21 protein-coding genes are annotated in these 21,304 nt (G+C 72.2%); 10 read left to right on the top strand and 11 right to left on the bottom strand.

Going from position 1 to position 21,304, the window contains the following annotated elements:
• Positions 1-47 precede the first annotated feature (47 nt).
• Positions 48-845: a class I SAM-dependent methyltransferase gene (locus tag ACIQMU_RS09130; RefSeq protein WP_352238702.1), complete on the top strand. Its 798-nt coding sequence runs from the start codon at positions 48-50 to the stop codon at positions 843-845.
• A 58-nt stretch (positions 846-903) separates the two neighbouring features.
• Here the strand turns inward: ACIQMU_RS09130 and ACIQMU_RS09135 are convergent, their stop codons facing one another.
• Positions 904-1,464, bottom strand: a complete 561-nt coding sequence (locus tag ACIQMU_RS09135; RefSeq protein ID WP_352238701.1) for a GNAT family N-acetyltransferase — start codon at positions 1,462-1,464, stop codon at positions 904-906.
• Positions 1,465-1,780: 316 nt separating this feature from the next.
• On the opposite strand from ACIQMU_RS09135, the gene ACIQMU_RS09140 reads away from it, so the two are divergent.
• Complete coding sequence (locus ACIQMU_RS09140) at positions 1,781-2,092, top strand: hypothetical protein (protein ID WP_352239000.1); 312 nt, start codon at positions 1,781-1,783, stop codon at positions 2,090-2,092.
• 91 nt (positions 2,093-2,183) lie between these two features.
• Here the strand turns inward: ACIQMU_RS09140 and ACIQMU_RS09145 are convergent, their stop codons facing one another.
• The 3 genes from ACIQMU_RS09145 to rpmF form a co-directional block, all read right to left on the bottom strand.
• Positions 2,184-2,747: a DinB family protein gene (locus ACIQMU_RS09145; protein WP_352238700.1), complete on the bottom strand. Its 564-nt coding sequence runs from the start codon at positions 2,745-2,747 to the stop codon at positions 2,184-2,186.
• A gap of 186 nt (positions 2,748-2,933) precedes the next feature.
• On the bottom strand, positions 2,934-4,121 hold the full coding sequence (locus ACIQMU_RS09150) for a GTP-binding protein (RefSeq protein WP_402688536.1): 1,188 nt from the start codon (positions 4,119-4,121) through the stop codon (positions 2,934-2,936).
• Between the two features lie 6 nt (positions 4,122-4,127).
• The gene (gene rpmF, locus ACIQMU_RS09155) at positions 4,128-4,298 is read right to left on the bottom strand and encodes a 50S ribosomal protein L32 (RefSeq protein ID WP_352238698.1); all 171 of its coding nucleotides are present in this window, start codon (positions 4,296-4,298) and stop codon (positions 4,128-4,130) included.
• A 373-nt stretch (positions 4,299-4,671) separates the two neighbouring features.
• Here rpmF and panD point away from each other — a divergent pair, with 373 nt between their 5' ends.
• Complete coding sequence (gene panD, locus ACIQMU_RS09160; protein ID WP_402688537.1) at positions 4,672-5,097, top strand: aspartate 1-decarboxylase; 426 nt, start codon at positions 4,672-4,674, stop codon at positions 5,095-5,097.
• Between the two features lie 63 nt (positions 5,098-5,160).
• The gene (locus ACIQMU_RS09165) at positions 5,161-5,514 is read left to right on the top strand and encodes a GNAT family N-acetyltransferase (protein WP_402688538.1); all 354 of its coding nucleotides are present in this window, start codon (positions 5,161-5,163) and stop codon (positions 5,512-5,514) included.
• Between the two features lie 815 nt (positions 5,515-6,329).
• On the opposite strand, the gene ACIQMU_RS09170 is transcribed toward ACIQMU_RS09165, so the two are convergent.
• From ACIQMU_RS09170 to ACIQMU_RS09185, 4 genes are all read right to left on the bottom strand, one after another.
• Entirely contained in the window at positions 6,330-7,820 is a 1,491-nt protein-coding gene (locus ACIQMU_RS09170; RefSeq protein WP_352238695.1) for a diaminopimelate decarboxylase, read from the bottom strand.
• A 92-nt stretch (positions 7,821-7,912) separates the two neighbouring features.
• Positions 7,913-8,710: a family 1 encapsulin nanocompartment shell protein gene (locus tag ACIQMU_RS09175; RefSeq protein WP_402688539.1), complete on the bottom strand. Its 798-nt coding sequence runs from the start codon at positions 8,708-8,710 to the stop codon at positions 7,913-7,915.
• Positions 8,710-9,780: a Dyp-type peroxidase gene (locus tag ACIQMU_RS09180; protein ID WP_402688540.1), complete on the bottom strand. Its 1,071-nt coding sequence runs from the start codon at positions 9,778-9,780 to the stop codon at positions 8,710-8,712. The genes ACIQMU_RS09175 and ACIQMU_RS09180 overlap by 1 nt, the downstream gene beginning before the upstream one ends.
• 512 nt (positions 9,781-10,292) lie before the next feature.
• Positions 10,293-10,826 carry a DUF5709 domain-containing protein gene (locus ACIQMU_RS09185; protein WP_402688541.1) on the bottom strand — a complete coding sequence of 178 codons (534 nt, stop codon included), beginning with the start codon at positions 10,824-10,826 and terminating at the stop codon, positions 10,293-10,295.
• Between the two features lie 545 nt (positions 10,827-11,371).
• On the opposite strand from ACIQMU_RS09185, the gene ACIQMU_RS09190 reads away from it, so the two are divergent.
• The 3 genes from ACIQMU_RS09190 (at position 11,372) to ACIQMU_RS09200 (ending at position 15,132) form a co-directional block, all read left to right on the top strand.
• Positions 11,372-11,515 carry a hypothetical protein gene (locus ACIQMU_RS09190; protein ID WP_352238691.1) on the top strand — a complete coding sequence of 48 codons (144 nt, stop codon included), beginning with the start codon at positions 11,372-11,374 and terminating at the stop codon, positions 11,513-11,515.
• Between the two features lie 272 nt (positions 11,516-11,787).
• Entirely contained in the window at positions 11,788-13,263 is a 1,476-nt protein-coding gene (locus tag ACIQMU_RS09195; protein ID WP_352238690.1) for a UDP-N-acetylmuramoyl-L-alanyl-D-glutamate--2,6-diaminopimelate ligase, read from the top strand.
• Positions 13,264-13,515: 252 nt separating this feature from the next.
• Positions 13,516-15,132 carry a carboxylesterase/lipase family protein gene (locus ACIQMU_RS09200; protein ID WP_402688542.1) on the top strand — a complete coding sequence of 539 codons (1,617 nt, stop codon included), beginning with the start codon at positions 13,516-13,518 and terminating at the stop codon, positions 15,130-15,132.
• Between the two features lie 143 nt (positions 15,133-15,275).
• Here the strand turns inward: ACIQMU_RS09200 and ACIQMU_RS09205 are convergent, their stop codons facing one another.
• A complete protein-coding gene (locus tag ACIQMU_RS09205; protein ID WP_352238688.1) occupies positions 15,276-15,638 on the bottom strand; it encodes a hypothetical protein in 363 nt (120 codons plus the stop codon).
• Positions 15,639-15,800: 162 nt separating this feature from the next.
• On the opposite strand from ACIQMU_RS09205, the gene sigJ reads away from it, so the two are divergent.
• The 3 genes from sigJ to ACIQMU_RS09220 all read left to right on the top strand — a co-directional run bounded on the left by sigJ (position 15,801) and on the right by ACIQMU_RS09220 (position 19,336).
• Entirely contained in the window at positions 15,801-16,736 is a 936-nt protein-coding gene (sigJ, locus tag ACIQMU_RS09210; RefSeq protein WP_402688543.1) for an RNA polymerase sigma factor SigJ, read from the top strand.
• A gap of 404 nt (positions 16,737-17,140) precedes the next feature.
• A complete protein-coding gene (locus ACIQMU_RS09215; RefSeq protein ID WP_402688544.1) occupies positions 17,141-18,286 on the top strand; it encodes a S1 family peptidase in 1,146 nt (381 codons plus the stop codon).
• 288 nt (positions 18,287-18,574) lie between these two features.
• The gene (locus tag ACIQMU_RS09220) at positions 18,575-19,336 is read left to right on the top strand and encodes an isocitrate lyase/phosphoenolpyruvate mutase family protein (protein ID WP_352238685.1); all 762 of its coding nucleotides are present in this window, start codon (positions 18,575-18,577) and stop codon (positions 19,334-19,336) included.
• A gap of 63 nt (positions 19,337-19,399) precedes the next feature.
• On the opposite strand, the gene ACIQMU_RS09225 is transcribed toward ACIQMU_RS09220, so the two are convergent.
• Both ACIQMU_RS09225 and ACIQMU_RS09230 read right to left on the bottom strand, forming a co-directional pair.
• Positions 19,400-20,293 carry a carbohydrate ABC transporter permease gene (locus ACIQMU_RS09225; RefSeq protein ID WP_352238684.1) on the bottom strand — a complete coding sequence of 298 codons (894 nt, stop codon included), beginning with the start codon at positions 20,291-20,293 and terminating at the stop codon, positions 19,400-19,402.
• Complete coding sequence (locus ACIQMU_RS09230) at positions 20,286-21,299, bottom strand: sugar ABC transporter permease (protein WP_352238683.1); 1,014 nt, start codon at positions 21,297-21,299, stop codon at positions 20,286-20,288. The genes ACIQMU_RS09225 and ACIQMU_RS09230 overlap by 8 nt, the downstream gene beginning before the upstream one ends.
• Between the last annotated feature and the right edge of the window lie 5 nt (positions 21,300-21,304).

Below are 21,304 nucleotides of genomic sequence, written 5' to 3' on the forward strand. Positions count from 1 at the left end.
CGTCGGTGCCCCCGCACGGACGAGAGACAGACGAGGTGACGCACGCTATGGGTGTGAGCATGGCGACGGCCAGGACCTGGGTCGAGCGCTGGGAACGCCAGCAGGAGCGGTACGCGGTGGACCGCGAGGAGCGGTTCACCGTGATCGCCGATGTCGTCGAGCACACCGTCGTCGGCCGCGCCGACCCCCTGCTGCTGGACCTCGGGTGCGGCCCCGGCTCCCTGGCAGCCCGGCTCGCCGACCGGTTCCCGCACGCCGAGATCGTGGCCGCCGACATGGACCCCGTGCTGCTGGAACTGGCGCGCACCCACCATGCCGACGCCGCCCGCTACGTCGACACCGTCATCGGAGCGGACGGCTGGGCCGACGCCCTCCCGCTGGGCCGTCCCTTGGACGCCGCCGTCTCGACGACCGCGCTGCACTACCTGTCCGAGCCGGTGCTGCTGCGCACCTACCGTGCCCTCGCGTCCCTGCTGCGCCCCGGCGGCGTCCTGGTCAACGGGGACCACTTCCCGCCGGACGCGGCGGCCTGCTCGGGGCTCACCGCCCATGTGGGCCGTCGCAGGTCCGAGCGCACGGGCGGCCACGAGCGCGAGGACTGGCAGTCCTGGTGGGACGCCGCGGCTCGGGACCCCGAACTGGCCGACCTGCTCGACGAACGCCGGCGGCGCCATGCGCTCCAGGCCGGCGGCGGCGACGAGCAGGTCACGGTGAGCCGACACGCCGCACTGCTGCGTCGGGCCGGCTTCGCCCACGTCGCGCCGGTCTGGCAGTTCGGAGACAGCGCCGTACTGGTGGCCGTCATGGGGGACACGGGCGGGCTGCCCGCTCCCGCCGGAACCTGAGGTCAGTGGCGGGAGCGGACGCTTGAGGCCGTTGGGGGGACGGGAGTCGCCGCGGCTCTCACAGGGCCAGACTCATCAGGATGTCGTCGCGGTCGTCGCCGGGGGCCACGCGCAGTGCGCCCGGCCACCTGCCGACCTCCGTCCAGCCCGCCTTGCGGTAGAACTCCTCCAGCCCCAGACCTGACCGTACGGCGAGCTGCAACCGCTCCAGCCTCATCTCGTCGCGCGCGACGCCCTGGGCGTGCCGCGTCATCGCGGCGCCGACGCCTCTGCCCCGGAAGCGCACGTGTGTCTGGACGTGGTTCAAGACGCCGCAGTGCGCCGCGAGGGGATGTGCCTCGCGGCGCAGCAGCAGCCAGCCCGCGAGTGCGCCGTCCACCGTCGCCACGAGGAGTCTGCTGTGGTCGGGGGAGAGTTCCCGAGTGATCCTCTCGACCGCCGGGCGGAGCGCGGCCTCGGTCACCGGCGGGAGCGGGCAGCCCATCGGGACGACGGCCCCTCCCGCGTTGACGACCGCCGTCCAGCATGCGACGAGGTCCCGCCGGACGGAGTCGGTGGCGTCATGGGGCCGGCTGAGTTGGGCGATCGTGGTGCCGGGTGCCGTCTCGGACGCTGTCACACCCGCCAGCTTGCCAGCACCTCGCGGATCTCCGCCAGGAGTCGCCGAACGGGGGCGTGCCCTGCCGACCGGGGGCGTGCCCTGCCGACCGGGGAGGCCGGCCATTCAGCAGGTCCCGGAGTGGACAGTGCACACCGAAGCCGGCGAAATGCATACTCGGGAATAGCACCGAGAATCGTTATCGATAGCACGCCGGGTAATTAGCCTGCTTGCCGAGGCACGTGCTCTGTGGGAGCCTCGGCCGCGAGGGTGGAAAACAGGAGAACGCTGAAAGGAACTGCCGCCGCGAAAAGCGCGGTGGTCTGAATTCATGGAGATGAGTGAAGTGGCGACATCCCTGCAACATCAACCGCACCCCGGTCATGACCATGCGCACGCCGCGGGCTGCGGGCACGTGGCGGTCCCTCACGGCGATCATGTCGACTACGTGCACGACGGGCACCTGCACCGCGAGCACGACGGCCACGTGGACGAGTGCGAGGTCGCCGAGCACCGGGAGCATTCCGAACACGCCCACGCACACGGCGAGGGCTGCGGGCATGTGGCGGTTCCCCACGGTGACCACATGGACTACCTGCACGACGGCCACCGGCACGCGGCTCACGGGGGCCACTGGGACGACCACTGACTGTTTCGCGTGCGCCATTCGAGAATGCGGAATGCACCCCATTCTCGGGGGTGCGTTCCGCGTGCTTGCTGTCACGCTGACAGGTGATCAGTCATATTCGGCGCGGTACGGCTCCGTCCTGCCGGTGATAGAGGTCGCGCAGCAGGGAAATCTCGGCGCCGTGATGGATCAGCTCCCTGTTGACGTGCAGGACCCTGTTCTCCATGGGAAACCGCTCGGGACCCGCGAGGGGCGGATTGTCCAGGTCGGCGTCCGAGAGCTCGCGGACCCCCGCGTTCCATCTCCCGTACATCTCATCGAGCTGATTCAGCGCCTCGTCAGCGGTCCCCGCGTACGCGAATGCCTGGGTTTCGAGGTCCTGGCCGCCGAAGTGCCATCCGACCCGGTAGCCCAGGCAGGAGACGATGATGTGCGCCAGCCGCCAGGCAATCGTGGTCACCGGCGCAGGCACCGGGGCAGGGGACGCGAAGTCCATCGTCCATTCCCCCGAGCCTTCCGAGACCGGTGCGGCCGACGTGCCACGTGGGCGGATGCTCCAGCAGCCGCGCACCGGCTCCCAGAAGTACTCCTCGTCGGTAAGACCCTCCAGCCGTGGCCGCAGGTTCTTGCTCCAGTACCAGTCCAACTGGTCCGCGAGTCGCTCGCTTCTCGTCATTTCCGCACACTACATACGGCGGAATCCTGGCCGCGCCCCTCGCGGACGGCCGGGAGCGGCGGCGGAGCGTCTCCTGTACCGCACCCGGTTCCGGCTTCCTTCCGCCGGCCATGAGCGGCCTCTCCCGAGCAGGTGTGCACCGGGCCGGACGGTGCCGTGGCTGCGACCACCGCCCGGCCCGGAGTTTCAGCGCCCCGCCACGGTGGTGAGGGGGTCGTGCTCATGCGCGCGGAGATCGTCGAAGCCGTGGGTGTCCCAGGCGGGGAAGGGGTCGGCCGCCGGCCGGGCTTCGGCTTCCCGCATGAGGCAGGCGGTCAGGGCTGCCCGCAGGCGCGCCGCCTTGAGCTGGGTTCCGATGAAGACGAGTTCCTGGACGTGGAGGCGGTCGGTGTCGCGAGCGGAGTAGGGCTCGAAGCGCACCACTGAACCCGCTTGGGACCACAGCCCCGTTACACGGGAGCGAGTGGCGAGGGTGAAGAAGCCCTTCGATCTGAGGACCTGTCCGTACATGCCGCTGTCCAGCGCCTCCGTCACGAACGACCACAGTCGCCCGGGGTGGAAGGGAGTGTCTGAACGGAAGACGGTCGAGGAGATGCCGTACTCCTCCGTCTCGGGAACGTGGTCACCGTTGAGTTCCCTGACCCAGCCCGGAGCCTGCTGCGCCCGCTCCAGATCGAACCTCGCGGTGCCCAGGACTTCGCCGACCGGTACGCGGCCCCGCTCGGCGGACACGACACGGGCGGCAGGGTTGAGCCGCGAGAGGGTGGCTCGGAGCAGGTCGGCGGAGGTGGTGTCGACGAGGTCGATCTTGTTGAGAACGATGACGTCGGCGAACTCGATCTGATCCATCAGCAGATCGCTGACGGTGCGTTCGTCGTCCTCGTACTGGTCAAGGCCGCGTTGGGTCAGCTCGTCGCCTCCGGCCAGTTCGGGCAGGAAGTTGGCGGCGTCGACGAGCGTGACCATGGTGTCCGGACGGGCCAGGTCACCGAGGGTGGCGCCGTCCTCGCGGGCGAAGGCGAAGGTCGCCGCCACCGGCATGGGCTCGGAGATGCCGGAGGACTCGATGAGGAGGTAGTCGAAACGCCCCTCGCGCGCCAGCCGGTCGACTTCCTCCAGCAAATCGTCGCGCAGGGTGCAGCAGATGCACCCGTTGGTCATCTCGACCAGGCGCTCCTCGGTGCGCGACAGGGCGGATCCACTGCCGCGTACGAGGGTGGCGTCGATGTTCACCTCGCTCATGTCGTTGACGATGACGGCGACGCGCAGGCCCTCGCGGTTACCGAGGACGTGGTTGAGCAGGGTGGTCTTTCCGGCGCCGAGGAAACCCGACAGCACGGTGACGGGGAGGCGCGGCGAGGGTGCGTCGTGCATGCCGTGTCAGCTCTCGGGGCGGAGCAGACCCCGCTCGTACGCCTTGGCGAGCCGTTGGGGTACGAGGTGGGGAGCGCCGTCCACCGTGACCGTCACCAACTGGGATGGTGTGGCCTTCCACTGCGCGCGGCGGTGCCGGGTGTTGCTGCGCGACATCTTGCGTTTGGGTACGGCCATGGTGACCTCCGGGTGCGATCGGTGAGCGAGGCAGACGCTACATGAAAATGAATGTCATTGCTATCCGTGTGGCCGTCCGTGCCTCGACTCCAGGGGCCACTCCGGTCGACGGCGCCGTCCCGGCCTCTGCCGGCGAGGGGGTGTCCGACCGCGCTGACGCCCGTTCTGCCGGGCGTCCCGGACGGGGGGCGGCCTTCCGGGCGGGCGGCGCGGCCGTGCTTCGGTTTTCCGCCCGGAAGTCCAGGTGATGTTCCTGGCCCGTGGACCAGGCCGGTGGTCCATGGGATCTTCGTGTTCGATGCCTTCGCTGTACAGTGAAGGACGCCCTTGACCTGCACAAAGCGGGCAGGGAGCCGTCTTCGAGGAGTCCACAGTGCTGCGTACCATGTTCAAGTCCAAGATTCATCGGGCCACCGTCACCCAGGCCGACCTGCACTATGTGGGTTCCGTGACGATCGACGCCGCCCTGATGGAGGCCGCCGACCTGCTGCCCGGCGAGCTGGTCCATATCGTTGACATCGACAACGGGGCCCGCCTGGAGACGTACGTCATCGAAGGAGAGCGCGGTTCCGGCGTCATCGGAATCAACGGCGCGGCCGCGCATCTCGTGCACCCCGGTGACCTGGTCATCCTGATCAGCTACGCACAGGTCGACGACGCGGAGGCCCGTGCCCTCGTGCCGCGGGTGGTGCACGTGGACGCGGACAACCGGATCGCGGCGCTCGGTGCGGACGCCTCGGCGCCGGTTCCCGGGACCCGCACGGAGCGGAGCCCGCACGCTGTTGTCGCGGGCGGCTGAGTCCGCCGTCCGCGTTTCCCGGGCGAGCGACGTCCTGGGCTGACGAACGAGGAAGCAGGAGCCATGGCGGAGAGCGCGGCTGTAGAGATCAGGGACGACCGGGAACGCGGCAGCCTCGTGGCGTACGAGGACGGCCGGCCGGCCGGGACCGTGGCCTACTTCGCCATGGAGCCGGCCCCCGGCGCACTCGTGGCCGTGCACACGGTCGTCCGGCCCGAACACGAGGGCAAGGGCATCGCGGGGGCGCTCGTCCGGGAGTTCTACGCCATGGCCGCGCGCGAGGGTGTCGCCGTCGTACCGCTCTGCCCGTACGCGGCGAAGTGGGCTCAGCGCCACCCCGACGAGGCGCCCGAGGCGTCGGCCGAGCTCGTCCGTGAGGCGGAGCGGCAGCTCAGGAACCATCCCGAACTGTTCTGACCCGGGCATCTCACGCGCGCGGGTCCGCAGGGGCCGTGCTCCAGGGCGAGCCGGGCGCCGGGCGCCTCTTCGGAACGGGGGCCCGGTCGTCCGGATGGGCGTCGTCGGCGACGACATGCGGTGGGGGCACGGGGCGCCTTTCACGCCGGAGGCCCGGGTCGTGGACCCGGAAGGTCCAAGCGCGTCGCCGGAGTCCTGCCCCCTCCGGACCGCCCGGCGCGTACCACTGCCGCCGGGCGCACGTGTGGATTCGGCAGGCGCGGGCAGCCGCATCGGGAGACGGTGGAGGGAAGCTCCATCTGTCCTTTTCGTGCCGTTGTGGAGGATCGCGATGACCCACCCGTACCCCGACCCCGTACCGCCCTCGCCGACTCCTCCCCCCGTACCGGGCCCGCCCACTCCGGTACCCAGCCCGCCGCCCGTCCCCCCGGGCCCCGGGCCGATGCCGCCCGGTCCGGCACCGGACCCGATCCCGCAGCCGCCCGGGCCGAGCCCGGACCCCGTACCGGAACCGGAGCCCGAGCCCCAGCCCGCCGGGACGTGACGGCGGCCCGGTTCCGGCCCGCCCCGGCAGGACCGGGGCGGGCCGGACTGCCGGCGGCTCTCTGCCCGGGTCCGGAGGCGAACGGCCGGGAGAGGGACGGCACCGCGTCATGGCGGTCGGTCCTGAGCACGGAGACCATGCGTTCCACCAGTCCGGCCCGACCGGGCGCCCGGCGCCGCACGGGGCCGTTCCATGCGGCGACGCGGCGTTCCGTGCCGTGCCGCGAGGTCCGTTCCGTGCGGTTCCGCTCCGGCAAGCTGGCCCCGCCGGCTCAGTCGTCCCGCTCGATCAGCGCGTCCGCGTGCGCGAGGCCGCTCTCCGCCGCAATGTCGTCCATCGACTGAGCGTCCCGCACGGTCGTGAAGGTCACCGCTCCGCCGCGCCCCGACCGCTCCCGTCCCGCGTCGTCCTCACTCACCTCGTTCCGGCCCGCGTCATCCTGGCCCCGGCCGTCCTCTTCCGCCACCGCCCGGAAGGCGTACACCGCGGGACGGGGCAGGCTGTTGTACGCCCACGGGGTGGAGAAGTAGTACGCCCCCGTGTCGTACAGCACGACCACATCGTCCTCGGCCAGCTCCGGCAGCTCCCTGCCGTACGCCACCACGTCCCCCGCGAAGCAGCACGGCCCCGCGATGTCCTGCGCCAGTACCGGGCCCTCCTTGGGGGCGCCGTCCGGGCCGAACGCCGCGATCCGCAACGGCCAGGCGTCGGGCATGAGGACGGTACGGGTGGCGATCTGGGCTCCCGCGTGGGTGAGCGCGATCCGGCGGCCTCCGGCGTCCTTCGTGTACTCCACCCGGGCCCCGATGAATCCGTTCTTCGCCAGCAGCGACCGGCCGAACTCCGTGACGAGCGAGTAGCGCCCGGAGAAGAGGCCCGGCGCGGCCGCCGTCAGGGCCGCCACATACTCCGTGAAGGTCGGGTGCACGGTCTCGCCGGCGAAGTTGACCGGAAGCCCGCCACCGATGTCGAGACTGGTGACCTGCCGGACGCCCAGGGTGTCGTTGATCTCCTCGGCCAGCTCGTACGTCCGGGCCACCCCGGCCGCGATCAGCTCCAACGGGCAGCCCTGGGAACCGACATGGGCGTGCAGCCGGGTCAGCCACGGCCGCTCCCGGAAGGCTCTGACGATCGCCTCGCGGGCCCCCGGGTCACGGAGCGCCACCCCGAACTTCGACGTGTCCGTCGCGGTGCTCATCGGTCCGATCGAGCCACCGCCGACCTGGGGGTTGACCCGGAGCCCGATGACCGAGGCGGTGCCGGGATTCCGGAGGGTGTCGACGCGGCGCAGTTCGTCGAGGCTGTCGGCGTTGACGGCCACGCCGAGGGCGAGCGCCAGCCGGATCTCCTCACGGGTCTTGGCGGGGGAGTCGAGGACCACACGGGACGCGGTGAATCCCGCCTCCAGGGCCAGCCGCAGCTCGCCGGGGCTCGCCACCTCGCACCCCATGCCCCGGTCGGCGAGCAGCCGCAGTACCGGGATGAGCGAGCACGCCTTGGCCGCGAACGTGTGCAGCACCCCGGGCGTCGCGGCGAAGGCGTCGTGCAGGGCCACGACGGAGGCCCGCACCCCGTCCGTGTCGATGAACCCGGCGACCGGGCCGCTCTCGCCCAGCAGCCCCTGCTCGACGGCAGCCCGGACGACGGCGTCGAAGCGTGCGGGTGCGTCGAGGCGTGCGGCGTCCAGATGTGCGGTGGAGTCCAGGGAAGCGGGGGTCGGTGCGGTGCCGCCCCCGTGGTGTGCGGAAGTCGTCTGCGTCATGCGGCCAGAGTCCCTGATGGCTGCCCCCGGGTCGTCGGCGGAACGGGGGCGCTCGGCCGCCCGGCCTCGCGCGGGTGAGCGCCCCCGGGCGGTCAGGCGATCAGGCCGACCACGGCTTCCGGCGTCAGCATCCGGAAGGTGAACGCCTGCTGGAAGTAGAGGTGGACGCTGGTGGCGTCGTGGTCCGCGTAGCCGATCGACAGGTCCTGGCCCAGGCAGAGTTCGAAGTCCCCGCCCCGGGTGGACAGCAGCACTCCGCCCTTGACCGCGGGCGCCCACAGGATCTCGTCGTCCACCAGGCGGCTCAGATGTGTCTTGACCGGATATCCGTGGTCCGAGGTCTCGGCCGCCTCGGTGAACGCGTCCGCGCCGAGCAGCAGCCGGTACGGTCCGTCGACACCGGCCAGCCGGAGCCGCGTCACGGCCTGGCCGACCGCCACCGGGTAGTCCCGTGCGTCGGCCGGCAACGGCAGTGGATCGTGCGAGGAGCCGTCCCGCAGACCGGTGATCCCGGCCGCCCCGTACCCGTCGATGACCGCCATGTCCTCGGCGAAGGCACAGGTGCGCGCGGCGTCCTTGACCGGTTGCCAGTCGCTGTCGGCGGAGCCGCGCTCCACATCGTCCACGGCCCGGCGGGTCACCGTGAACGGCACCCGCCACTCGATGACCGGCATGGACGTACGGGCCTGGGCCACCACGTCCGGGGTGGGCGGGTCGATGCCGGTCAGATGGCCGTCGCCGACGGCGGCCAGCGTCGGACCCGCCGGATCGGACACGTCGACGACCCGGCGGCCGGCGACGTGGCGGCGGAAGGTGCGCCGGGCCTCCTCCTCGATCTCGCCCCAGGCGGACGGGGTGACCGGTGCGAGTTCGCGGTGCAGATTTTTCATCACTGGGCACTTTCCTGCAGGCTGCCGATGCGCAGCGAACCGTGGTCGGGACCTGCCGCGACCGGCTCCTGCCGGACCGGTGCGGGCACTGGTTCCGGCCTGTCCCCGGATCGGGCCAGGACGGGCGGGGGCGGCGGAGCGTCGAGGAAGCCGGCGCGGGGGGCGAAGAAGAGGGAGCCGGTGACCGCCGTGGAGAAGTCGAGGATGCGGTCGTGCGTCCCGGGCGGATCCCCGAGGAACATATTGCGGAGCATCCGCTCGGTCACGTCGGGATCGGCGGCGTACCCGATGAAGTACGTACCGAACTCGCCGTCCCGGAAGCTCCCGAACGGCATGTTCGCCCGCAGGATGTCGCGCTCGGCGCCGTCCGGGTCGGTGATCGTGTTGAGCGCGATGTGGGAGTCGGCGGGCTTGTCCTCGTCGGGGAACTCCACGTCCTCGAACTTGGTGCGGCCGATGACGCGTTCCTGCTCCTCGACGGGGAGCGCGTTCCAGGCGGCCAGATCGTGCAGATACTTCTGCACGACGACGTAGCTGCCGCCCTCGAACGGTGGATCGTCCGCGCCGACCAGCGCGGCTGACCGGGCGTCGTCGCCGACGGGGTTCTCCGTACCGTCCACGAAGCCGAGCAGGTCCCGGTGATCGAGATAGCGGAAGCCGTGCGTCTCGTCCACGATCCGCAGGGCCCCGCCGAGCTTGTCGAGCAACTGGGCCGCCCACGCGTAGCAGACGTCCATCCGCTCCGCCCGGATGTGCAGCAGCACGTCTCCGGGGGTCGCCGGTGCGTGGTGCAGCGGCCCTCGCAGCTCCGGAAACGGGTGGAGGCGAGCCGGGCGCGGCCCGGCGAACAGGCGGTCCCAGGCGCTGGAGCCGAAGCCCGCCACACAGGCGAGACCGGAGTCCGGGTACCGGAAGCCGAGCGACCGCGCGACGGCCGCGAGGTCCGGCAGCACGTCCCGCACCGCGCTCTCACCGCCCGGCTCGATGGTGCCGACGAGAAACAGCGCCGCACTGGTCAACGGCCCCACGACGGGCTGGACGGAGACGGGCTCGGGGACGGGGTCGGGCATGCGCGCACTCCACTACGACGGTGTATGGGCGGTGGTGCGTGGGCGTCGAGGACGGACGGTGGTGCGTGGGCGGACGGCGGTGGTGCGTGGGCGGCGAGAAGGGGGTGCGCGGCCGGGCGGTTGCGAGGAGGGGCGGCGAGGTGGGCCGGCGGTGCCGGGGGGCTGGGGGACGGACGGACGGCGATACGTGGGTGGGGCGAGGAACCGACCGTGGCGCCGTACCGGACCACGAGGAACGGACAGCGGTGTGTCGGCGACCGGGGACGGTGACAGGCAACTGGGCTCGCAGCCACTAACCCACGTCGCGCGACCAGCCGCATCCCGGGAGCGCCGGCCGGGGGAGCGCCCGCCGGGCCGCGCACCGGCCGGCTCGGCTCGGCCCTCGAATCCCCGGCGCGGTGGCCGAACCGGTGGTGCGGACCCGTCGGGGAGTGCGGGCGCGGGGACCGCCGTGCTCACGGGAGCGGGCCGCCGCCCTCTTCGGTGCGGGCGAGCGCTCGCCCGCGGCCCGCTCAGGGCGACGGCGAGGCGGCCGTGTCGCCGCCGGCGGGGCCGGACCCGGGTGCCGGACCGGCCTCCAGGAGCGCGTCGTCGTCCCCCGGCTCGGGGATCACGTGCATGGCGGCCTCCTCGGCCGACGCCGCCGCGCCGTCGATGCCCACGTCACCGGCGGTGAGGGTGGCCGGGGCGCGCCCGTCGGCCTGCTGGCTCAGCCGGCCGGCGCGGGCGACGCCGACCTCGTCGTCCCAGGGCTCCCCGTCACCGCCCGCCAGATCGCCCACACCGTCACCGGCGAAGCCGTCGGAATCGGGTACTTCCCTGGTCAGCCGTGTTTCGAGGGACTCGCCGGTGTGCTGCTCACGGGCCGTGGTGCCGAGGCCGTCCACGGCCCACGGGCGGTCCGGAGGCGAGTACCCCTCGTCCAGGGGGTCGCCGGTGCCGGACGGATCCATGAGCGTGTCCTCGGCGCCGAGCTGCTCTCCGGGGTCGGAAGCCTCGGGCTCCTGGGGCTGGTAGACGTCGTCCCCCCAGTCGGTGTCGCTCATGGCGCGTCCTTTCCTCCAGGAGTACCGATACCGGTGTCCCTGTACGCAATTGCACTCCGGTCCCGCGCCGACCGCAAAGGGAAGATCGGATTCCGGTGCTCGGCCCTTGCTCGGCCGGTGCTCGGCCGGGGGCTCGTCGAGCCCCCGGCGCGGGGTCGGGCACGCGACGTCCGCACCGTCGAATGTCCTGGCACGCGACGTCCGCACCGTCGAATGTCCTGGCACGGGGCGGCCTCCCGCGTCCTGGTACGGGGCGGCCTCCCGCGTCCTGGTACGGGGCGGCCTCCCGCGTCCTGGCACGGGTTGGCTTCCTGGACGGCCGGAAGGGCAGCGGCCGCCCGGCGGCGTGGTGCCGCCGACGGGCCACGCCCCCGCTCAGCCGGCTGCCGGGGCTGCCCCCGCATGCTCCCCACCGCCTCCCCACCGCCTCCCCACCGCCTCCCCCCTCCGGTGGCCCGCCCTCGATGTCCATCGCGGCATCCGCCCCGGTGACTGCCCCGGTCGGGGCGGACGGGGGGTCTTCCCACCCCACGTACACTCGCCCCATGGGACGCAGCGCAGAGCCGAGGACACGCCCGCACCGGGCCGCCTCCGCGCTGCCCCCGGCCGCCGCTCTCGCGGCTGTGCCTCCGGTGCCCGCCGACGCGGCGCCGGGAACGGGCCGTACCGCACTGCACGGCCACGGCTAGCGCTCTACGCGGCGGTGCCTGACAGCTGCACCCGGCGTTCCCGGCCCCGGCGTCATCGCCTCTCGGCCCGCCCCGACTCCTCTCCGCCCCACCCCTCCGTCACCACCTCTCCGGCCCGCTGAGCGCCGGAGCCCACCCTCGCCTCCGGCGTTCGCCGGACGCGAGCGTCACGACCGGCTCCACAGCACCACGCGGCCCATGGCGCACCCGCCCGGGCCGCTTCCCGGCGACGGCCGCACCACCCGGCCCGCGCCGCACTCGAAGGGATCATCGTGAAGCTGAGCGACCTCATGGCCGGGCAGGACCACCACGTGCTGCGGGGGACGGCCGCCCGCACGGACGTCACCGCCGGGGCGACGTTCGACGCTGACCGGGTCACCCCGGGTTCCGTATTCGCCGCGGTGCCCGGCCACGCCGCCGGCGGTCCGGAAGCGGTCGCCCCGGCGGTGGCTCGCGGCGCCGTCGCCGTACTCGTGGACGAACAGGCGCCGCCGCTGCCCGCGGCGCTGGGCGACGTGTGCGCCGTACGCGTCCCCGACGTCCGCAAGGCCGCCGCGGTCCTCGCCTCCCGCTACTTCGGCGAACCGGGCCGGGCGATGGACCTGATCGCCATCACCGGGACCAACGGCAAGACCTCCGTCTCGTACATGACGGAGTCGGTGCTGCGGCTCGCCGAGGGAACCCGGGTCGGAGTGATCGGTACCGCCGGCAGCCGCATCGGGGACGAGCCCATCCCGATGCCTCCTTCGGTGCTCACCACCCCGGAATCGCCCGATCTGCAGTATCTGCTGGGGCACATGCGCGACCGCGCCACCGGCAGCGTCGTCCTGGAAGCCACCTCCATGGGACTGCTGACGCACCGGCTGGACCGTACGTTCATCGACGTCGGCGTCTTCACCAACCTCACCCAGGACCACCTCGACGACCACGGCACCATGGCGAACTACCGGGACGCCAAACTCCGCCTCTTCCAGGGACTGTGCCGCCGCGCCGTGGTCAACGCCGACGACCCGGTCGGCGCCGGGATCAGGGAGCTGATGCCCGACGCCGTGACCACCTACGCGCTGGACGGCGACGCGGACTACCGCGCGAGCGACCTCACCGTGGACGCCTCGGGCACCCGGTTCACCCTGCACCACGACGGCCGCAAGTACCCGGCGGCGATTCCCTCGCCGGGCCGGTTCTCGGTGTCCAACGCGCTGGCCACCGTGGCCGCCTGCCACCTCCTCGGCCACGGCCTGGCCGGTCTGGTCGACGCGCTGGAACGAATGCCGCAGATCCCCGGCCGATTCGAACGCCTCCACACGCCCGGCGGCACCTCGGTGATCGTGGACTACGCCCACTCGCCGGACTCGCTCAGCAAGGTCCTCACCACGATCCGCGGCTTCGCCCGGGGCCGACTCATCACCGTCTTCGGCTGCGGCGGCGACCGGGACACCACCAAGCGCGCCGAGATGGGCGCCATCGCCGGGGCCCATTCCGACCTGTGCGTCCTGACGTCCGACAATCCCCGTCACGAGGACCCCGAGGCCATTCTCGACCAGATCGCCCCGGGCATCGCGTCGACCGGGACGCCGTTCGAGCGGATCACCGACCGCCGCCTGGCCATCGCCGCCGCGCTGGTGGAGGCGGGACCGGCCGACATCGTGCTCATCGCGGGCAAGGGCAGCGAACCCCACCAGAGCGTCCGGGGCGAGCTGCTGCCGTTCAGCGACATGGCCACCGTGCGCGAGCTGATCGGCGCGTAGGCGCGCGCACGCGCAGGCGTGCGGGTGGACGGTCGGGCCCGCGCCAGGAACGCCCGCGCACGGGAACGCCCGCGCCCAGGAACGCCCGCGCACAGGCGCACACCCCGCACACCGGTACGGCCGTGGGCGGGGGCGCGGATCGGCAACTGCGCAGGCGAAGATCAATCCGTTGGCCGTCGCATCCGTCGGGCTGGAATGCTGGGCCGGCCGCACCGATCGCCGGAGGCGGCCGGAGCAGGAGGAGCGGCAGCCGTGGACGTCTACACGACGAAGTCCGGGATGGTACGGGGGCTGCGCGCGGCCCGGGACCCCGGCATCGTCGCCGTACTCGGACTGCCGTACGCGGCACCGCCTTTCGGAGCGCGACGGTTCCGGGAGCCCCAGCCGCCGGAGCCCTGGGAGGGCGTGCGCGACTGCACCGCTTTCGGCCCCGTCGCCCCCCAGTCGGCCGAACTGCCGGGCGCGCCGGCCTGGTCGCCCGGTGACGAGGACATCCTCACGCTGAACATCTGGACGCCCGCCGACGGCCCGGGGGACCTGCCCGTGCTGGTCTGGATCCACGGCGGCGCGTACGCCTTCGGGTCCTCGGCCCAGCCCGACTTCGACGGCACCGTACTGGCAGGGCAGGGGCTGGTCGTCGTCACCCTGAACAGCCGCCTCGGCTTCGAGGGGTTCGGCCATGTGCCCGCCGCCCACGGCGGCACACCCTCCGCCGACACCGCCGACGGCACACGCTTCCCCGCCGCGGCCACCACCGGCCCCTTCCCCGACAACCGGGGCCTGCTCGACCAGATCGCCGCCCTGGAGTGGGTCCGCGACAACATCTCCGCGTTCGGCGGTTCGCCCGAGCGGGTCACTCTGGCCGGGCAGTCGTCGGGCGCCACTTCCGCGGCCTGTCTGACCGTGGCCGAGCGGGCGCGGGGCCTGTTCGGCCGGGCCGTCCTGCACAGCGCCGTCAACGCCTTCGCCACCCTGGAGCAGGCGGCCCGCACCACGGCGGAGGTCGCCGCTGCGGCCGGTGTGCCCGCCACCCGAGCCGGGCTCCTCGCCGCCCCGCCCGAGACGCTGGTGGCGGCCACGGACCAGGTCTGCGAACGGTACGCGCGCGATCCCGCATCGGGGCAGCGCCACTACGACCCGGCGATCCACGGCCCGGTCGCCGACGGGGTCCTCCTGACCGCCGACCCGCTGGCGGCCCTGGCGGCCGGGGCGGGCGGCGCGGTGGAGCTGCTGGTCTGCCACACCACGGAGGAGTACTGGCTCCTGGACGCGGTCGGCAGCAGTGCGAAGATCACGACCGACGAGCAACTGGCGGCCTTCGCCGCCGACTACGGGCTCCCGGCGCCGCTCGTGGAGGGGCACCGCGAGCGCCTGCCGGACGCGCCGGTCCTCGATGTCTACCTGTCCCTCTACTCCGGCCTCCTGTTCGCCGAATACAGCACCCGCCTGGCCGAGGCCCACGCTCATGCGGGTGGTCGCGCCTTCCTCGCCCGCTTCGACCGCCGCCGGGACCGTGCGGGGCAACGGGTGCGTGCCTGGCACTGCGCGGACATCCCGTTCGCCTTCGGCAACCTCCACGAGGAGAGCGTCCACTTCCTGGTCGGCGGCCCGCCCGGCGCGGCCGACCAGGAACTCTCCCGGCGCATGACGCGTGCCTGGGCCCGGTTCGCGGCGCAGGGCGACCCTGGCTGGGACCACCTCGGCGCACCCGCCGCGAGCGGGGCGACGGTACGGGTCTGGCGTACGGCGGAGGAGGAGGCGGACGCCGCACGGCGGCCGGGAGACGTGTGGGCCGAGGGCGGGCGCGGAGCGGAGGACGGCTTCCGCGACCTGTGGCGTACGGCCGGTCTGCCCCTGCTGGCCCCCTGAGGGCACGCGGCCCGGCCGAGGCGCACCGCCCGCCCCCGAGGGTCCGGGCGAGGGGCCGCCCCGCCGAGGCGAGGCCGGTCCCTCGCCGGGGCGAAGCCGCCCGCACGAGCCCGGCGGGTGCGTGACACCGGCATCCGCGGACTTCAGCGCCGTGCCAGGGCCAGCACGCTCAGCCCGAACATCAGCACGCCCAAGGGGAGATGGACCGACGGAACGTGCACGATGCCGACCGCCACCTGGACCGAGGCAAGGATCAGGAAGCCGGACGCGTGCAGGACGGGGCGCGGCGAGCCGCCGCCCGGCTTCCAGGCGAGCACCGCGGCGAGTACGTACAGCATCGACGCCCCGTACATCACGCGCGCTCCGACGCTGTGCAGCGTCTCCCCGTAGGACGAGGTCATCAGCAGTCCGGAGGAGACCGCCTGGAGAAAGATGGTCAGGGTCTGCAGAGCGATCGCGATCCGCAGAAAGGAAAAGCCGTGCCGTGTCGTCGTCCGGGTGGTCATGCCACGCCCCCTGTGCTCTCCGCCCGTGGGCGGTCGATCGATAAGGTCTCACCAGTCCGACGAAACGGGCCCGCGAAAGGTCAGGCGACGGCCGGGCGAAGGGCGGGCGGGGGCCGGGCGAAACGCCGGGCCGGGGGGGCAGGCGAGGAGGGGGCCGAAAGCATGGGGGCGCTGGGGTCGGGTACCGGCGGGATTGCCGGTGAGCGCGGTCAACTGATCAATGTCGCCTACCGGTTGCTGGGATCGCTCGCCGAGTCCGAGGACGCCGTGCAGGATGCCTACGCGCGCTGGTACGCCCTGCCGCGCAGCCGGCGGGAGGAGATCGTGTCGCCCGGCGCCTGGCTGACGACGGTGACCAGCCGCCTCTGCCTGGACGTGCTCGGCTCGGCGCGGGTCCGGCGTGAACGCTACGTCGGCGCGTGGCTGCCCGACCCGCTGCCCGCCCCCGTCGTACGCGCGCACGGCCATGGCTCCGACCCCGCCGACCGGATGATCCTGGACGAATCGGTGGCCATGGCCTTCCTCGTCGTCCTGGAGACGATGACCCCCGCCGAGCGGGTGTCGTTCGTCCTGCACGACGTCTTCCGTTACCCCTTCGCCGAGATCGCCGGTGTCCTCGGCCGGACCCCCGCCGCCTGCAAGCAGCTCGCGGCCTCCGCCCGGCGCCGGGTCCCGGCCGCCCCGGTCCCGGCGGCGGCGGACGCACGGACGGAAGCGGTGCGGCGCGTGAAGGAGGCGTGGGAGAACAAGGACATCGCGGCTCTCGTCGACATCCTCGACCCGGCCGCCGTGATGACCGCGGACGGTGGCGGCCTGGCCGGTGCCGCCCTGCGCCCCGTCGAGGGAAGCGCGCGGATCGCCCCGTACATGGTCGCCGTCGCGGACCGGGCTCCGGGGCTCGTGCTGCTGGAACGGTCGGTCAACGGTGCGCCCGGCCTGGTGGGGCGGCGGGACGGCGTCGTCGTGACCGTGGCCTCGTTCGACTTCGTCGAGGGCCGCGTCTCGCGGATCTGGGTGGTCCGCAACCCGGAGAAACTGCGGACCTGGGCCTCTCACCAGGGCGGCGAGGAGGAGGCCGGGGCGCCACGCGAGCGCTGACCGCATGAGCTCGCCGACCGCATCGGGTCAACGAAAGCCCGGGACAGGCGACGTGATGCCCCGACACTCCCGGTGACCCGCCCCGGGGAGGCGTTCGGGGGCCGCGCCCGGGCCGGGAACAGCCCGGGATCCGCCCCGCCTCCTCCGGCCCGGATGCGCCCACCGTTCGCAGAACGCCGGATGTCGGCCGGAACGCTGTGTCATCCGCCGACGGTCGGTGTTCACGCTCCTTTCAACCGGCACCGCACACGTCGTGTGTGATTGGCATGGACCTGACTATGGAACTCCGCTACAGTCCGGGACGGCGTACCTGAGAGCGCTCTCACCCAGTACGGCCAGCATGCGTTCCCGGGCGCCTCCCGTTCCACCCCCACGTCGCTGGAACAACAGGAAGGGTCACTCCCTTGAGACACGCAACCGTGCTGCGGACCGGTCTGTCCGCACTTCTGCTCCTCGGCGCCTGGGCGGCCGCCGGCCCGTCGTCCGCCTCCGCCGCCCCCTCCGACTCCGCGCGGGCCCCGGCCTCCGCCGCTCTGCTCACCGCGATGCAGCGCGACCTCGGCCTCAGTGAGGGCCAGGCCCGCGCCCGGCTCGCCGACGAGAAGGCGGCCACCGCCCTGGAGCCGAAGGCGCAGCGCGCCGCGGGCTCCGCCTACGGCGGCTCCTGGTTCGACGCGAAGTCCGGCAAGCTGATCGTGGCCGTCACGAACGCCGAAAAGGCCGAGGCCGTACGGGCCGCCGGCGCCGGCGCCCGGCTCGTCGAGAACTCGGCCGAGCGGCTCGACGCGGCGAAGGCGCGCATCGACGCCCTGCCCGCACCGGCCGGGGTGAGCAGCTGGCACGTCGACCCGGCGTCCAGCAGCGTCATCGTGAACGTCGTCGCCTCCGAGCAGCGTGACAACGATGTCCGCTCCTTTGTCGCCAAGGCCCGTGAGGCCGGGCCCGTGACCGTGAAGACGACCGCCGAAGCTCCGCAGACCTTCGCCGCGGGGACGGTCGGAGGTGATCCGTACTACACGGGCAACGTCCGCTGTTCGATCGGATTCTCCGTCCATGGCGGCTTCGTCACCGCCGGGCACTGCGGCGGCGCCGGTCAGTCCGTGCGCGGCTGGGACGGCTCGGCCATCGGCCACTTCCAGGGCTCGTCCTTCCCCGGCAACGACTACGCCTGGGTGAACGTGGCCAACGGCTGGTGGACCGTGCCGGTCGTCCTCGGCTGGGGCACCGTCTCCGACCAGCTCGTCCGCGGTTCGAACGAGGCGCCGATCGGCGCCTCGATCTGCCGCTCCGGTTCCACCACGCGCTGGCACTGCGGCAGGGTCCTCGCCAAGAACGAGACGGTCAACTACAGCCAGGGCGCCGTGCACCAGATGACCAAGACGAGCGTCTGCGCCGAGGGCGGCGACTCCGGCGGTTCGTTCATCAGCGGCGACCAGGCCCAGGGCGTCACCTCCGGCGGCTGGGGCAACTGCTCCGGCGGTGGGGAGACCTGGTATCAGCCGGTCAACGAGATCCTCAACCGGTACGGGCTGACGCTGCACACCGCGTGATCCGGGGGAGCCGCCCCGCCGTCCTCCCCGGCGGAGCGGCTCCAGCCGGCGGGGGCGCCGTCCCGCGCCGAGGCGTACGCGGTCCGGACCTCCGACGATGCGCAGGACGGGAACCGAGCCCGTGAGGCTGCTCGCTCTTCGAGTGCTCGGCGGCCGCCGGACAGGGCCTGGCGTGCACCGCGGTGGATCTGGACCCCGCGCCCCGAACCGTTCGGATGCGGCCGGCACACCTCAGCGGTTCCAGGACCCCACTCGTGCACAGCGGCTGGGAACGGTAGCGTCCCCGGCATGGACTCTCGTACCACCGTTGAGCGCGCTCAACGCCTCAAGCAACTGCACGCCGCGTACAAGCCGCTCGTGCTGCCGACCGTATGGGACGTCTGGTCCGCGCGGACGGCAGCCGATGCCGGGTTCCCCGCGCTGACCATCGGCAGCCATCCGCTGGCCGGGTCCCGGGGGGCCGACGACCAGGAGGGGCAGACCTTCGAGGAGGTGCTCGCCGCCGTCAGGCCGATCATCGCGGCGGTCGACGTTCCCGTCTCCGTGGACCTGGAGGCCGGCTACGGGCAGAAGCCCGCGGACCTCGTCGCCGGTCTCATCGAGGCCGGCGGCGTCGGTCTCAACATCGAGGACACCGTCCACTCGGAGGGCGGACGCGTGCGCAGCACGCAGGAGCACGCGGGCTACATCGCCGGACTGCGCGCGGCGGCCGACGACGCGGGGGTCCCGGTCTGGGTCAACGGACGCACCGACCTCTTCCTGCACGCGGAGAACCCCTCCGACGTCCTCGACGAGGCGATCGAGCGACTGCGCGCCATGGAGCAGGCCGGCGCCGACAGCGTCTACCCGGTGCGTATTCAGGACAACGACGACCTGCTCGCGGCGGTGACCGGATCCGTCGCCATTCCCGTGAACTCCACAGCTCATCCCGTCAAGCACGATCTTGAGCGCTTCCGCCGTCTCGGCGTCGGCCGGATCACCTACGGTCCGCTGCTGCAGTTCGCGGTGACGGACGCGATGAAGGACATGCTCGGGCCGTGGGCACCCTGACGGCTGCCGGCCCGGCTCGTGTTCGCCGGCGCGGGGGTGGTGGACGGCTTCCGTCGGCCGGCGTCACTTGACCGCTCCCGCCGTCAGGCCGGCGACCAGGTACCGCTGGAGGAGCAGGAACCCGGCGACGATCGGGACGCTGACGACGAGGGAGGCGGCCATGACCTGGTTCCAGTACACGTCGTTCTGCGTGGCGTAGCCCTGGAGGCCGACGGAGAGGGTCCGGGTGGCGTCGTTCGTCATGACGGAGGCGAAGAGCACTTCGCCCCAGGCCGTCATGAAGGAGTAGACGGACACGGCGACGATCCCGGGCACGGCGGCCGGCACGACGACCTGGAAGAGGGCGCGGACCGGGCCGCAGCCGTCGACCAGGGCCGCTTCGTCCAGGTCTCGGGGGATGGAGTCGAAGTACCCGATCAGCATCCAGATGGAGAACGGAAGCGAGAACGTCAGATAGGTGAGGACGAGTCCGCCGCGCGAGCCGTACAGGGCGACGCCGGTGCTGTTGCCGATGTTGACGAAGATGAGGAACAGCGGAAGCAGGAAGAGGATCCCCGGGAACATCTGGGTGGACAGCACCGTGACGGTGAAGACCCGCTTGCCCCGGAAGCGGTAGCGGCTCACCGCATAGGCGGAGAACACCGCGATGGTCACCGACAGCACCGTCGCCGAGCCCGCCACGATCAGCGAGTTGACGAAGTACTTGGCGAGCGGGACCGTCTCCCAGATGTCGAAGTACGGCCGGATCGTCAGCGTGGACGGGACCCACTGGAACTTCCCCGACACGTCCTGGAGCGGCTTCAGCGAGCTGCTGACCATCACGTAGACGGGCAGCAGGACGAAGCCGGCGAGCAGGGTCAGGACGATGCGCCGGGTCCAGAGGAAGGACTGCGGCGCCGCCATCGGCGAGCGGGTCCGCGACCGTGCGGCGCGGGCCGGCCGCGTGAGGCTAGACATCGGAGCCCTTCCTTCCGCGCGAGGTGAGGAACAGGTAGCCGGCCGTCACCAGCAGTAGGAAGAGCAGCAGCAGGACCGACATCGCGGAACCGGTGCCGAAGTTCCAGGTGACGAAAGACGACTGGTAGATGTGGATCGAGATCAGGTCCGCGCTCTCCGGCGCCGATTTCCCGAACAGGACGTACGGAGTGTTGAAGTCGTTGAACGTCCACAGGAAGAGCACCAGGACCAGGACCTGGTTGACCGGGCGCAGCGAGGGCAGCGTGATCCGGCGGATCTGCTGCCAGACGCCGGCGCCGTCGATCGAGGCGGCTTCGTACAGTTCGCGCGGGATGTTCTGGAGCCCCGCCATCAGCATGAGGAAGGCGAACGGCCAGCCCTTCCACACCGAGACGATGATCAGGGTGTAGAGGCTGTTGTCGCCGATCAGCCAGAACGACGGTTCGTCGGTGATGCCGAGCTGGTCGTGCAGGACGTGGTTGATCAGGCCGTTGTCCCGCTGGAACATGAAGGCCCAGGTGATGACGGCCGCGTAGACCGGCAGGGCGTAGGGGACGAGGAAGAGGGCCCGCAGGATGCCCCGGCCCCGGAAGCTCTCCTGGAGGAGGATCGCCGCCGCGGTGCCGAGCAGCCAGGCGAACCCGACCGAGAAGAACGTGAAGACGCACGTGACGAGGAAGGAGTGGAGCAGGGCCTCGCCGATCGGCGCGTCGAAGTCGACGGCGATCCCGTAGTTGTCGAATCCGGTCCAGGGCGCCGCTCCCCAGTCGTTGATGAAGAACTGCGTGAGCTGACGGAAGCTCATCACGATCCCGATGGCCATCGGGACGATGTGGATGAGCAGTTCCAGCAGGACGGCGGGCAGGAGCAGGAGGTAGGGCAGTCCGCCTCGGCGGATCCGGTCGGGGATGCGCGGCAGCCTTCTGCGCGCACCCCCGGTGTCCCGGCTCGCGCCCTTGCCGGCCGACGTGCCGGCCTCGGCGTCCGTGGTGATGGTGGCGGTCATGGGAT

Source organism: Streptomyces sp. NPDC091649 (genome assembly GCF_044756785.1).
GTDB lineage: Bacteria > Actinomycetota > Actinomycetes > Streptomycetales > Streptomycetaceae > Streptomyces.

Coding starts and splice junctions, on each gene's coding strand:
- ACIQMU_RS09130 (WP_352238702.1), top strand. CDS start 48: ATGGGTGTGAGCATGGCGACGGCCAGGACCTGGGTCGAGCGCTGGGAA.
- ACIQMU_RS09140 (WP_352239000.1), top strand. CDS start 1,781: ATGAGTGAAGTGGCGACATCCCTGCAACATCAACCGCACCCCGGTCAT.
- ACIQMU_RS09145 (WP_352238700.1), bottom strand. CDS start 2,747: ATGACGAGAAGCGAGCGACTCGCGGACCAGTTGGACTGGTACTGGAGC.
- ACIQMU_RS09150 (WP_402688536.1), bottom strand. CDS start 4,121: ATGCACGACGCACCCTCGCCGCGCCTCCCCGTCACCGTGCTGTCGGGT.
- rpmF (WP_352238698.1), bottom strand. CDS start 4,298: ATGGCCGTACCCAAACGCAAGATGTCGCGCAGCAACACCCGGCACCGC.
- ACIQMU_RS09165 (WP_402688538.1), top strand. CDS start 5,161: ATGGCGGAGAGCGCGGCTGTAGAGATCAGGGACGACCGGGAACGCGGC.
- ACIQMU_RS09170 (WP_352238695.1), bottom strand. CDS start 7,820: ATGACGCAGACGACTTCCGCACACCACGGGGGCGGCACCGCACCGACC.
- ACIQMU_RS09175 (WP_402688539.1), bottom strand. CDS start 8,710: ATGAAAAATCTGCACCGCGAACTCGCACCGGTCACCCCGTCCGCCTGG.
- ACIQMU_RS09180 (WP_402688540.1), bottom strand. CDS start 9,780: ATGCCCGACCCCGTCCCCGAGCCCGTCTCCGTCCAGCCCGTCGTGGGG.
- ACIQMU_RS09185 (WP_402688541.1), bottom strand. CDS start 10,826: ATGAGCGACACCGACTGGGGGGACGACGTCTACCAGCCCCAGGAGCCC.
- ACIQMU_RS09190 (WP_352238691.1), top strand. CDS start 11,372: ATGGGACGCAGCGCAGAGCCGAGGACACGCCCGCACCGGGCCGCCTCC.
- ACIQMU_RS09205 (WP_352238688.1), bottom strand. CDS start 15,638: ATGACCACCCGGACGACGACACGGCACGGCTTTTCCTTTCTGCGGATC.
- sigJ (WP_402688543.1), top strand. CDS start 15,801: ATGGGGGCGCTGGGGTCGGGTACCGGCGGGATTGCCGGTGAGCGCGGT.
- ACIQMU_RS09220 (WP_352238685.1), top strand. CDS start 18,575: ATGGACTCTCGTACCACCGTTGAGCGCGCTCAACGCCTCAAGCAACTG.
- ACIQMU_RS09225 (WP_352238684.1), bottom strand. CDS start 20,293: ATGTCTAGCCTCACGCGGCCGGCCCGCGCCGCACGGTCGCGGACCCGC.
- ACIQMU_RS09230 (WP_352238683.1), bottom strand. CDS start 21,299: ATGACCGCCACCATCACCACGGACGCCGAGGCCGGCACGTCGGCCGGC.